Below are 12,576 nucleotides of genomic sequence, written 5' to 3'. Positions count from 1 at the left end.
ATGAAGTCATAAGTTGCATCCGGCAAACAAGCTTTTTCTATGAATACGCATTGGCTGAAACGCTCCCTATCTGATAATATAGGAGAGTCAATTTAAATTTTAAGGAGATGTCACCATGAGCGAAATGAATACGCTAGAAATTATCCAATTTATTAAAGAGAGCAAGAAAAAAACTCCGGTGAAAGTATATGTAAAAGGAAACCTCGATGGCATTAACTTCGGAGAAGGCAGTCAATCCTTCCTTTCCGGCGGCAGCGGCGTTGTATTTGGCGAGTGGAGTGAAATCCAGCCGGTTCTCGAAGCAAACAAAGCGCAAATCGAGGATTTCGTTGTTGAAGCGGATCGTCGCAACTCGGCTATCCCTATGCTTGATCTGAAACATATCAATGCCCGTATCGAGCCAGGCGCAGTTATTCGCGATAAAGTACATATCGGAGATAACGCTGTTATCATGATGGGCGCGCTCATCAATATTGGCGCATCCGTAGGCGACGGCACAATGATCGACATGAACGCAGTCCTTGGCGGCAGAGCACAAGTCGGCAAAATGTGTCACATCGGCGCAGGCGCTGTCGTTGCCGGCGTTATTGAGCCTCCTTCCGCACAACCATGCGTGATCGAAGATGACGTCCTTGTTGGTGCGAATGCGGTTATTTTGGAAGGCGTGCGCATCGGTAAAGGCTCCGTTGTCGCTGCTGGCGCTATCGTCACACAAGACGTTGAAGAGTATACCGTTGTTGCAGGAGCGCCTGCACGCGTCATCAAGAAAGTGGATGACAAAACGAAATCCAAAACCGAAATTTTACAAGATCTGCGCACCCTGTAAGAGGATCTGGAGGAATTCGCCATGCTTAGCCCTTTTATCGAGCTGCGACGTCAGCTTCACCAAATACCGGAGCCTGGCTTCCAAGAGTTCAAGACCCAACAGCTGCTACTTGATCATCTAGCCAAGCTGCCGCAAGAGCGCCTATTCGTTCGTACATGGCGTACCGGCATTCTTGTTTACATTCAAGGAACGAACCCAACGAAGAGATTCGGCTATCGGGCGGATATGGATGGATTGCCCATTGCTGAAGAGACCTCTCTTGCCTTTCCTTCCCAGCATCCGGGCTATATGCATGCATGCGGGCATGATTTCCACATGTCCATTGGAATGGGCGTAGTCACCCACTTCGTCCAGCAGCCGATGCAGGATGATTTGGTCGTCCTGTTTCAACCAGCCGAAGAAGGTCCGGGCGGCGCATTGCCGATGCTCGCTGCCGAAGAATTGCAGGATTGGAAGCCCGACCAAATGGTCGCCCTCCATATCGCACCGGAATATCCGGTAGGCACTATCGCTACGCGGCCGGAAATTTTGTTTGCCAACACATCCGAGCTTTTCATCGACCTGCTGGGCAAAGGCGGACATGCTGCTTACCCGCATCAAGCGAATGACATGATTGTCGCTGCGACGCAAATGGTAGGACAACTGCATACCATCGTTTCCCGCAATGTAAACCCGCTGGATTCAGCGGTTATTACAATCGGCAAAATGGAAGCAGGAACCAAACAAAATATCATCGCGGAAAAAGCTCGTCTCGAAGGCACGATCCGCACCTTGTCCGCAGACTCCATGGGCAAGATCAAAAAGCGGATCGAAGCGGTAGCCGCAGGCGTTGAAAACTCCTTCGAATGCAGCGTCGCGATTGATTATGGCTCCAATTATCGCCAAGTGTTTAATGATCCTCCGCTGACGATCGAGTTCATGGATTGGCTGCGGGATCGGGACAACATCCAGTTGGTTGAATGCACCGAAGCAATGACCGGCGAGGATTTTGGTTATTTCCTGGAGCAAATCCCCGGCTTCATGTTCTGGTTGGGTGTAGACACGCCACATGGTCTGCATCATGCCAAGCTTGAGCCCGACGAACGCGCGATTGAAATCGCGATAACGACAATAACGGCTTATCTGCGATTTAAATCAGATAAAAAGTAATGCAATAAGAAAAACCGTCAGGGGAACCATCCTGACGGTTTTTTTGCGTGTAAATCCATTTTTTTGTTCATGGGGAGGGATCGATGTGGGGGTTCCTACGTAAAACGCCTTACCATCCTCACACCCATCCCTCTTCTATTGAGCTGCCTTCCACTCCTTTGTCCGTCGATGATTGACTTGGAAGACATCTTCCATCAACTCGCGGCTCCATGCTTCCGTTTCGCTACAGAAGCATGTAGTGCAGAAACGATTATTACAGCGGTAGGGCCAAATAGGCTGTTTCAAAAGTAACACACGTATATCGATTGGCATTCGCTTCAATTGGAGGAATCTTCTCTTCTAATCCATTGGCAGGGTGTATACCTCCATTTTGCCAAAGAGAGATTTCTTTTTATTATTCTCTAAGGTCTTTCAGACTTTAGATACAGCCTCTTGTGGCCTCTAGGAAGGCGTTCTTTGCATACACTGGATAAACTCCAGTCAAAGCAGCATTTCCACTTCCCAAACCCGATAACACTGTAGTAATTCCAGTGGAATTTGCAAACAGGTTGGGGTTGGGCTTGGGCTTGGGCTTGCAGTCGCAGATGAATAGGCAGTTGCAGTTAGGGTTAGACGGTACCCGTTGAGGCACTAAAACAGAAGGGGCTGCCTCGTCGTCATTTTCGACTTTGAGACAGCCTCTTCACTCTTCTTATTCATGCTCCCAGCTTCATCTCGATCAAGAGCGAACCAAGATCACTATCGTGTCTAATGGTGGTTATTCAAGAAGACAAGCCTTCATAGCTAATAAAAACCTGCAATTGTGCATCTTTTTCGGTTCATTTATGCTTCTTTTTCTAAAATTCATGCAAAAGTGCAGGTTTTCTCCGCTCATTTCTATTCCAAGCGCTTACAAGCCTAAAAAAACTGCATATTTGCAGGATTATCCACTTTTTAGCCCTAAATCATCCAAAAAGCCTGCACTTTTGCAGTTTTTGCCAGCAAATTCAATTACTTCAGCTTGCCAACAAATCGCGCCAAGCGATCCAAGGATTGCTCCAAAACTTCCTGAGAATACGCATAGGATATTCGAATGAAGCCTTCCCCATAGGAAGTAAAGGCATCACCTGGAACAACGGCAACATGCTCCTCTTGAAGCAGCTTCATTGTGAAATCCATGGAACTGAGGCCAAACTTGGCAATAGAAGGGAATAAGTAAAAAGCTCCATCCGGTTTTTCCAAATCAATTCCCATAGCCACTAAGCGATCATACACATAATCTCTACGCGCTTCATATGCGCTGCGCATCGGCAGTGCATCATCCACACCAACCGTCAAGGCCTCCAATGCCGCATACTGGCTTACGGAGCTGGCGCAGGTCACATTGTATTGGTGAACCTTAATCATGTGCTCAGTGAGGTAAGCCGGCGCGAGTGTGAAGCCTATCCGCCAGCCTGTCATCGCATGTGATTTGGATAGACCATTAATAACGATCGTTTTCTCGCGCATTTTGCCTATCGTCGTAATAGAATGATGGCTTTGACCGTAAACCAGCTCACTATAAATTTCATCGGATAAAATAAAGAGATCCCGATCTTCCAACAGCTGCGCCAGATCAGCCAATTCTTTCTCTGTGAGCACCTGTCCTGTTGGGTTAGACGGATAGCATAGAATCACACATCGCGTGTTTGCCGTTAAATAAGGCTCAAGAATATCAGCCGTTAGCTTCAAACCATTATTCCGCGTGTCGACATAGACAGGAACGCCTCCTGCCAAACGAATCAACGGCTCATAGCCAGGATATATCGGGGCTGGGATGATCACCTCTGCTCCCGGTGTAAGAATGGTTCGCAGCGTGATGTCAACAGCCTGACTCGCTCCTGCAGTTACGATAATTTCGTCCGCCGCGCGATACGTTTGTCCATATTTCAGCTTCACGAAATGGGACACGGCTTCACGCAGTTCCAACAGTCCGGGGTTTTGGGTGTACACGGTCTTATTTTGATCCAGCGCCCTCTGACCCGCTTCGATAATATGCCGCGGTGTCGGGAAGTCAGGCTGCCCGATCGTTAGCGTCAAAGCACCTGGTATGGTGCTGACCAGATTGGAAATTTTGCGAATGCCCGAAATTTGAATGTCCCTCACTAAGGGATTTATTAAATGCTCCATATGATTCACTCCTCTCCCACTCAGAAGAACCCTAGGTTGTTCTTATTGTTTGCAGCAAATTGTCCATATCCGCCGGCATTGGCGCTTCGAATTGCAGCCATTCCCCTGTGCGAGGATGCTTAAAACCCAGAATAGCTGCATGAAGCGCTTGTCCATCCATTAGCATTCCTTTGCTCTTGCCATACATCGGATCGCCGACTAGCGGATGCCCGATGAATTTCATGTGCACACGGATTTGATGCGTTCGTCCCGTCTCCAACTTCAACTCAACCAACGTGAAATCTCCGAAACGTTCCAGCACAACGAAATGAGTTACTGCCGTTTTACTGTTTTTCTCGGTGACGGTATACATTTTACGATCATGAGAATCGCGTCCGATTGGAGCGTCAATCGTTCCTTGATCATGCTGCAAATGCCCGTGTACCAAGGCGATATATTTGCGATTGACGGTATGCGCCTTCAGCTGCTCAGCAAGACTTGCATGCGCTTTGTCATTTTTGGCGGACATAATGAGTCCGGAAGTGTCCTTATCGATCCGATGAACAATACCCGGACGCAGCTCTCCGTTGATGCCGGATAAATCCTTGCAATGATACATCAGAGCATTCACCAATGTGCCCGAGTAGTGTCCTGGCGCCGGATGAACGACAAGCCCGCGTTGTTTATTGATGACAATAAGGTCCGCATCTTCGTAGACGACAGTTAACGGAATGTTTTCCGCGGCAAGCTCGACTCCTTGCGGTTCAGGAATTTGCAGCGCAATAACATCTTGTTCAGCCAGCTTATAGTTAGGTTTAATTTCTTTGCCGTTGACTTTAACATGCCCATCCTTGACCCATTGCTGGATCAACGTTCTCGACACATCTTCTTCCAAGGCTTCTGTGATGAACTTATCAATACGTTCTTTGGCAAACTGCTTTTCGACCGTCCATTCGACGATCTCACTCTGTGCGGCTTCAGACGAGGTCTGATTTGTGTTCATGTGCTGCTCCTTTTTTCTCTTTTCTCCAAGCCAGAATTGATTCAAGGAAGATGAGGATAACCCCAACTACAATGGCTGAATCAGCTAAATTGAAAATCGGATATATATAATAGATGGCTTTGCCGAATAGGCTGAAATCAAAAGTAAACTGAAGGAAATCCACAACTTCGCCAAATAGAGCACGATCGATGAAATTACCAAGAGCTCCTCCCAGCAATAAGCTTAGCGCAAAAGATAGCAAAACCTTGCCTTCGCGGATTGTCTTGCGGATGTACCAAATAATCCCGATCACTACAATCGTTGTGATGACAATGAAAAACCATCTTTGGTTTTGCAAAATACCGAAAGCCGCGCCTCTGTTGCGATGGGAAGTAATAATGAAGAATTCACCAATGACTGAGCGTTCTTCTCCCAGCGGAATTCGTTTGGTAATAAACCATTTGGACACTTGATCCATAATAAATACAATGAGCGCATAAAAATAATATTTCATTGATCTTTTCCTCCTAATCGTCATCAAAAAACAACAGTTCCTTATTTTCAAGGAATTACCTCACTAAAAAGTGCTCCCACTCGGCATTATAACGGTAAGGATCAGCTGTAAGAAGGGAGCTGTACGACCTATGAGCCATTTAACCGAGGAACAACTCAAACAATTATATCTGCAATTATTGGAGGAAAAGCTTGGTCTTGAGAAACATTTTGCTTCAAATGATCATTATGGCCTAGCCAATTCGTTCTCTGACAGTACAGGCGAGCTCTCCATGTACGACAATCATCCTGGAGATATTGCCTCTGAAATTTACGAACGCGAGAAAGATATCTCACTGAATGAACATGCCGAAATGCATTTGGAACAAGTAAATGAAGCTTTATCTCGCATGGAAAGCGGGGAATATGGCATCTGTGTTTTCAGTAAACAGCCTATTCCTTTCGAACGTCTGCAAGCCATACCAACGACGCTTTACAGCTTGGAACATGTACCGGATCCAGACCAGTCTTTCAGAAGGCCTGTCGAAGAACAAGTGCTCTTTCCCCCTTTTGGCCGGACGAGCTTCGATGAACGCGGCGATGAGACCGAATTTGACGGTGAGGATGCCTGGCAAATTGTTGAAAGCTGGGGCACCTCGAATACGCCTGCTTTTGCTGAAGATCCCAATGTCGAGAATTACAACGAAATGTACATTGAAGCCGATGAAAACGAAGGTTACGTGGAATCCTTCGAAAGCTTTGTCGCCACTGATCTCTACGGTGAGCATGTGACCATTGTGCGGAGCAAATCTTATCGCGATTATTTGCATAGCGGCGAAGGCGACCCTTTTCTGGAACCCGAAAATCTCCATAAAGCGGATGATGAGCAGGATTAGAACAAACAGGACAAACGAGCTTCGCTATTTGGCGAAAGCTCGTTTGTTCCCTTAGTTACTCGTGATAATGAGCGTCTACGACGTCATTACATCTTTTACATAGAGTTGGATGTTCTTTACTTTGCCCAACCTCCGGGGTCACTATCCAGCAGCGCTCGCACTTCTCGCCTTCGGCAACCGTAATAGCAATGGCAGCCTCTTTGGCTTGGTAAGCTCCCTCAGGCGCTGTCGAGCCAGCAGGATGCACAGATACGGCAGATACGATGAACAATTGGTCAAGCTGTTCCAGCTTCGACAGTAAGCTGTACGTTGCTTCATTCGGATACAAATGGACAGATGCTCCCAACGAATTGCCGATCACTTTTTCTTTGCGCGCTTCTTCGAGTGCTTTCAGCACTTCATCTCTAACATTTAAGAATCCGTTCCATTTATTTTCCAATTCCTCGTTGTACAAGCTTGTGTCTACTTCCGGCAGTTCAGCCAACTGAACGCTGCTCAATTCAACACCAGGGATGTACTTCCAGACTTCATCTGCCGTATGGGCAAGAATCGGTGAAATCAGCTTGGTGATCGCGATCAACGAGGCATACAACACCGATTGCGATGCTTTGCGTGCTGGATCATTTGGCGCATTCGCGTATAGACGATCTTTGATGATGTCCAAGTAGAATGAACTCATTTCTACCGCACAGAAGTGATGAATCGTTTGGTAAACGACATGGAATTCATAAGCTTCATAAGCTTTCACCACTTTATCAATCATCCGGTTTAAGCGAATTAACGCATAACGGTCTAGCTCTGACAAGCTTTCAGCTGCAACACGATCCGCATCCGGATTGAAATGACTGAGGTTCCCAAGCAAGAAACGTAATGTATTGCGGATTTTCCGGTATACTTCCGTCGTTTGGTTCAAAATATTATCAGAAATACGATGGTCGGATTGATAATCCACAGAAGATACCCAAAGACGCAAAATATCGGCGCCAAGCTTCCCGCAAACAACATTCGGATCTATTGTATTCCCGATCGACTTGGACATTTTGCGTCCTTCGCCATCAAGCGTGAAGCCGTGGCTGAGAATGCCTTTGTATGGCGATTTCTCTCTTGTGGCTACACCTGTTATAAGGGAAGAATTGAACCACCCGCGATACTGGTCAGACCCTTCCAAATACAGATCAGCAGGCCATTCAAGCTCAGGGCGTGCTTCCAACACGGCGACATGACTTGAGCCGGAATCAAACCAAACGTCCATGATATCTGTTTCCTTGCGGAACTCTCCGTGACCGCATTTGGAGCAGCTCGTTCCCGCTGGAAGCAGGTCCTTCTCCTCTTTGATAAACCAAGCATTAGAGCCTTCTTGTTCGAACAACTGAGCTACATGCTCAATCGTTTGCTCGTTGACCAACGGCTCGTTGCAGCTGCGGCAGTAGAAGATTGGGATTGGAACGCCCCATGCGCGCTGTCTCGAAATACACCAGTCTCCACGGTCTGCAATCATGTTGTGCAGGCGAACTTCGCCCCACTCCGGTGTCCACTTCACTTGTTTGATTTCACCCAGCATCTCTTGTCTGAATTTATCAATCGAAGCAAACCACTGCTCTGTAGCACGATAAATGACAGGTTTTTTCGTCCGCCAGTCGTGTGCATACTGATGCTGAATGTCTGCGGCTTTCAGAAGCAGTCCTGATTCTTGCAGCTTCTCAATGATCAGCTTGCCGCCTTTTTCATAGAATAAGCCTTCATACCCAGGTGCTTCTGCCGTGAAATGGCCTTGGTCATCCACTGGGCACAACACACCGATGTTGTAGCGCTGACCAATCGCGAAGTCATCTTCCCCATGTCCAGGAGCTGTATGAACACAGCCGGTACCCGCTTCCAGCGTAACGTGCTCGCCAACCATAACCAATGATTCACGGTCATAGAAAGGATGCTGACAAGTCACATATTCCAGCTCGCTGCCTTTTACCGTTGAAAGCACTTCATACTCGCTCCAGCCAATTTCTTTGGCAGCAGCGGCAAGCAAGCCTTGCGCAAGCACATATTTCTTGCCATTGGCTTGAACAACCGCGTATTCGAATTCCGGATGCAAGGAAATCCCTAAATTGGCTGGCAGCGTCCAAGCCGTCGTGGTCCAGATCACAATTGCCGCGTCCTGCGGCAGCTTGCCTTTACCATCTTTCACAGGGAAAGCCACATAGATGGATGTTGACGTTTTTTCTTTATATTCAATCTCGGCTTCCGCAAGAGCGCTCTCCGAGGACGGAGACCAGTAAACCGGCTTCAAGCCTTTGTAAATATAGCCCTTTTGCACCATGTTACCAAAAACCCGAATCTGATTAGCTTCATACTCTGGCTGCAGCGTAATATATGGATTCTTCCAATCCCCGCGAATACCCAAACGTTTGAATTGGCTTTTTTGCTTCTCAACCGATTGCAGGGCATACTCTTTGCAATATTCCCGGAACTCTGGAACGGTCATTTTCTTCCGATCCACCTTGCCGCTGTTCGTAATCACTTGTTCAATCGGCAAGCCATGCGTGTCCCAACCTGGAACATAAGGAGCATCATAGCCTTGCAGCGTTTTGAAACGCACGATAATATCCTTTAGGACTTTGTTCAGCGCATGTCCAATATGAATATCCCCGTTGGCATAGGGAGGCCCGTCATGCAAAATAAACTTGGTTCTGCCTTTGCGACTTTCCTGCACTTTGGCATAGATGTCTTCGGCTTCCCACTGTTCTTGAATTTTCGGTTCCGCCTGAGGCAAGTTCCCTCGCATCGGAAACTCCGTTTGTAATAGATTTAATGTTTTGCCATAATCCATGTCAACCGCTCCATTTCTTACCTTAAACTTGTTTGCGTCCAAAAAACAAAAAAAGCCTCCCATCCCCTAAAAAGGGACGAGAAACTCAACTCGCGGTACCACCCTCGTTATTAAGCAATTGAACCAGCGCACATTGCGCAGCTCTAACGCTTAATCACTCGACCATGTGTAACGGCATGACCCGGTTCTCTCTACTTGATTCAAGAGACGCTCCTGGGGGATATTCGATACGCTGCAGAGATTAGGCTCACACCGATATCCTAATTCGCTGACACTGCAATGACGCCCTACTCGTTCCAGTCATAGCTTTGCTGAGATACATTTAACAGGAGTATACCCAATTCACTAGGCATAGTCAATATGACAACCACCTAGGACAGTAGTTTCCTACTCTTCTTTGGTCTCGAATTGCATGCTTTGCCAGCCTTCTGTGTTGAGCAGTTCAAGCTGAGCTTCCAGCAGCGTCCGGAAACGGGTCCGATAAATCGATGCCTGCTTCTTCAACTCTTCAATCTCCAGAGACACTTTGCGTGAACGCGTCAACGATTCATTGATGATCCGATCTGCATTTTTCTCGGCTTCTTTTAAGATCAACTGAGCTTCTTTCTTCGCATTGCTTCTTACTTCATCTGCCGCCTCTTGCGCGACAATGATCGTCTTGCTAAGCGAATCTTCAATATTCGTGAAATGATCCAGCCGCTCCTGAAGCGCCACCGTTTGATTCTGTAAGTCTTTATTCTCGCGAATCAACGCTTCGTAATCTTTAATGACTTGATCGAGGAATTCGTTGACCTGATCTTCATCATAACCGCGAAACGAGCGGGAAAATTCTTTATTATGTATGTCTAACGGTGTTAATGGCATCAGTGCCCCTCCTTAGCGTTTTGCTTAGCAAAACTGACTTCGTAAGCATAAACGGACAAGCTTCCGCTGAAAGCCCGTTTACACCTAACTCTTACTGTTTCAGTTCGACAGAAAATAAGCAATTCCTGCAAAGTTCGTGGATAAATGTTCCACTTAGGCAAATTTACCGATTTTCACGCGAATCCTGCCTTTTTTCGTGACGCCTTCGACTTCAAGCACCTTGAACCGGCCAAAGCCTTGCATAGAAACCATGTCGCCTTCTTTCAACGGCTTGCTCGGATCTTCCTCAAGCTTCCAATTGACTCGGCAGCGACCAGCTTGAATAGGTGTCAATACTTTGGCACGACTGAGACGAAAAACATCACTCACGATACCATCCATCCGCATCGAGGCCACAGACAAGGTCAGCTCGTCCAAGCTCACCTGTGCCAGCTCCAACTGATCCAGGGGCAATAGCTCCGTTTGGACATGAACTTTATGGACTTGTGATAAATTCAAATGCAAGTAATCGGCTGCATCCTGCGTTACCAAGCAGTGGCAGCCGCCCTCTATAACATGAATATCGCCAACCTTGTCTCGCTTCATGCCGAGTCCAAGAATGGCGCCCATGTAATCTCCATGTTCTAAGGTTAGAAATTTACCGTCTCCGGAAGCAACAGACAGCACTGACATGGCCATATCCTCTCCATCCAATAGACGGTAGTCAGGGGCAATCAATGCTCTCCTTCGTTCTGCAGCCGAATATCCGCCATCCAAACGACAGTGGACATCGGGATGCCGGTTAACGAGTGAAGTTAAAATAAATGCCTGTCTGGGATCTAGGAAATCCGTCAGCTTCACAGCATGCTGCTCTGCTGCCCGCTCAACCCAGTCCCAGGCTTTGTCCACAAAATGGTGTTCATCAGGGTGGAAATGGCCGTATAGTTCTTTTGACAAAATTAAAACATCCCCGCAATGAAATCTAGCACAGCTGCAATTCCCATCACGACAAATCGCAAAGCGATCAAAGCGACGATTGGGGAGAAATCAATGACGCCCATACTCGGAATGATTTTCCGGAAAGGACTTAAATAGGGCTCAACCAGTTTGCTCAGCAATCCACCAATAAAGCTGTCACGCGCATTCGGAAACCAAGAAAGAATCAAATAACCAATAATCATGAAATAATAAATTTCCATCAAAATACTTAAATAATAGTGAACGTAAGCCACGTAAGCATCCACCTCTGTGTTAGGATATGCGCCTATTCCTCACCCATCATCTCGGAGATGTGACCATGAATATCGACGGTGTCTGGTGTACACAGAAAGATATTCGGTCCTAGTTTGGAAATAGACCCATTCAAAGCATATACTGTTCCGCTCAAAAAATCTACGATCCGTACAGCTTGATCGCCGCGAACGCGCTGCAGATTAACGACCACAGCTCTTCGAGATCGAAGATGATCTGCGATGTCTTGTGTCTCTTCATAGGTGCGAGGCTCGCTCAGCACGACACGTGCATTTTTCTGTGAATGAATGCTGACGACATTCGCCTTATTTTTATTACGCAATTCATATGGATTGGTTTCAGGTTCTTCTGTTGTTTCCACAATCCGTTCCCGCTCCACAACCTCTTCCTCTTCTTGCAGTCCAAGAAAATTCATAAATCGGTTATATACACCCACTATAATTCCCTCCTGTCTTGTTCTTACATCCAGAACATTGATTATTTCTTCATTACTCTTCTTTACCCACTAAAACCGTTCCCAAACGCACCCAAGTTGCGCCTTCTTCAATAGCTACCTCAAAATCACCGGACATTCCCATTGACAACTCGGTGACCTCATAAGGGAATATTTGCCGTTCATTCAATTGATCTCGAAGCTCTCTTAATCCACGAAAAACAGGTCTCGTTGCATCAGCTTCCATCTCATACGGAGCCATGGTCATCAAGCCGGTGATATGTATATGTGTTAGTTTGCTGACTTCTGCAGCGAGATCAAAGAAATGCTCAGGGGCTACGCCATATTTGGACTCCTCGCCGGAGACATTCACTTGCAGCAAGCAATTAACTTCCAAACCTAGGGCTGCTGCCTGTTTGTCCAGTTCTTTGGCTAGCGACATACGATCCAACGAGTGAATATAGGCAAATTTGCCAATGACGTCTTTCACTTTGTTCGTTTGGAGATGTCCGATGAAATGCCAGGTTCCTCGCTCGTGCAGCGCCTCCCACTTAGGCTTAACATCCTGCCACCGATTCTCGCCAATGTGCTGTAGTCCTTCATCCAAAACAGTTCGTGTTGTTTCTAAGGAAACATATTTGGTTACAGCTATGATCTTGATATCCTCTTGATTTCGTCCGGACCGCTCACAGACTGCGGCAACCCGCACTTCGACTTCATTTTTACGATTACGTAAATTCATTTGCGAAAGCA

General features: G+C 46.9%; 12 protein-coding genes, 1 pseudogene and 1 other annotated feature. Of the genes and pseudogenes, 3 read left to right on the top strand and 10 right to left on the bottom strand.

From position 1 onward, the window contains the following. Positions 1 to 115 precede the first annotated feature (115 nt). Both dapD and BC351_RS35720 read left to right on the top strand, forming a co-directional pair. Positions 116 to 826: a 2,3,4,5-tetrahydropyridine-2,6-dicarboxylate N-acetyltransferase gene (dapD, locus tag BC351_RS35725; protein ID WP_079420093.1), complete on the top strand. Its 711-nt coding sequence runs from the start codon at positions 116 to 118 to the stop codon at positions 824 to 826. Positions 827 to 847: 21 nt separating this feature from the next. Beyond that, positions 848 to 1,975, top strand: a complete 1,128-nt coding sequence (locus BC351_RS35720; RefSeq protein ID WP_079420091.1) for an N-acetyldiaminopimelate deacetylase — start codon at positions 848 to 850, stop codon at positions 1,973 to 1,975. 165 nt (positions 1,976 to 2,140) lie between these two features. Here the strand turns inward: BC351_RS35720 and BC351_RS44520 are convergent. The 4 genes and pseudogenes from BC351_RS44520 to lspA all read right to left on the bottom strand — a co-directional run. Further along, positions 2,141 to 2,242 (bottom strand): annotated as a pseudogene (locus tag BC351_RS44520) (hypothetical protein); the annotation flags it as partial. A gap of 723 nt (positions 2,243 to 2,965) precedes the next feature. After that, positions 2,966 to 4,123 carry an aminotransferase A gene (locus tag BC351_RS35715; protein WP_079420089.1) on the bottom strand — a complete coding sequence of 386 codons (1,158 nt, stop codon included), beginning with the start codon at positions 4,121 to 4,123 and terminating at the stop codon, positions 2,966 to 2,968. A gap of 31 nt (positions 4,124 to 4,154) precedes the next feature. Further along, positions 4,155 to 5,105, bottom strand: coding sequence for an RluA family pseudouridine synthase (locus BC351_RS35710; protein WP_079420087.1), 951 nt, complete (start codon positions 5,103 to 5,105; stop codon positions 4,155 to 4,157). Then, the gene (gene lspA, locus BC351_RS35705; RefSeq protein WP_079420085.1) at positions 5,080 to 5,598 is read right to left on the bottom strand and encodes a signal peptidase II; all 519 of its coding nucleotides are present in this window, start codon (positions 5,596 to 5,598) and stop codon (positions 5,080 to 5,082) included. Before lspA ends, BC351_RS35710 begins: the two co-directional genes overlap by 26 nt. A gap of 130 nt (positions 5,599 to 5,728) precedes the next feature. On the opposite strand from lspA, the gene BC351_RS35700 reads away from it, so the two are divergent. Further along, complete coding sequence (locus tag BC351_RS35700; RefSeq protein WP_079420083.1) at positions 5,729 to 6,472, top strand: TraR/DksA C4-type zinc finger protein; 744 nt, start codon at positions 5,729 to 5,731, stop codon at positions 6,470 to 6,472. A 55-nt stretch (positions 6,473 to 6,527) separates the two neighbouring features. Here the strand turns inward: BC351_RS35700 and ileS are convergent, their stop codons facing one another. The 6 genes from ileS to BC351_RS35670 all read right to left on the bottom strand — a co-directional run bounded on the left by ileS (position 6,528) and on the right by BC351_RS35670 (position 12,565). Next, positions 6,528 to 9,296: an isoleucine--tRNA ligase gene (ileS, locus tag BC351_RS35695; protein WP_079420081.1), complete on the bottom strand. Its 2,769-nt coding sequence runs from the start codon at positions 9,294 to 9,296 to the stop codon at positions 6,528 to 6,530. Positions 9,297 to 9,365: 69 nt separating this feature from the next. Next, positions 9,366 to 9,609 (bottom strand) — a binding site (T-box leader). A gap of 74 nt (positions 9,610 to 9,683) precedes the next feature. Beyond that, on the bottom strand, positions 9,684 to 10,160 hold the full coding sequence (locus BC351_RS35690; RefSeq protein WP_079420079.1) for a DivIVA domain-containing protein: 477 nt from the start codon (positions 10,158 to 10,160) through the stop codon (positions 9,684 to 9,686). A 153-nt stretch (positions 10,161 to 10,313) separates the two neighbouring features. Beyond that, complete coding sequence (locus BC351_RS35685; protein WP_158082345.1) at positions 10,314 to 11,096, bottom strand: YlmH family RNA-binding protein; 783 nt, start codon at positions 11,094 to 11,096, stop codon at positions 10,314 to 10,316. A 2-nt stretch (positions 11,097 to 11,098) separates the two neighbouring features. Further along, positions 11,099 to 11,371 (bottom strand): YggT family protein, encoded by a 273-nt coding sequence (locus BC351_RS35680; protein ID WP_244209288.1) that lies wholly within the window; start codon positions 11,369 to 11,371, stop codon positions 11,099 to 11,101. 32 nt (positions 11,372 to 11,403) lie between these two features. Then, the gene (locus BC351_RS35675; protein ID WP_079420075.1) at positions 11,404 to 11,826 is read right to left on the bottom strand and encodes a cell division protein SepF; all 423 of its coding nucleotides are present in this window, start codon (positions 11,824 to 11,826) and stop codon (positions 11,404 to 11,406) included. A 52-nt stretch (positions 11,827 to 11,878) separates the two neighbouring features. Continuing rightward, a complete protein-coding gene (locus tag BC351_RS35670) occupies positions 11,879 to 12,565 on the bottom strand; it encodes a YggS family pyridoxal phosphate-dependent enzyme (protein WP_079420073.1) in 687 nt (228 codons plus the stop codon). Positions 12,566 to 12,576: the final 11 nt, after the last annotated feature.

The sequence above is a fragment of the Paenibacillus ferrarius genome (assembly GCF_002027705.1).
Classification (GTDB): Bacteria; Bacillota; Bacilli; order Paenibacillales; family NBRC-103111; genus Paenibacillus_E; species Paenibacillus_E ferrarius.
Note: the sequence above shows the minus strand (reverse complement) of the source record. Positions and strands in the feature narration are given on the sequence as shown.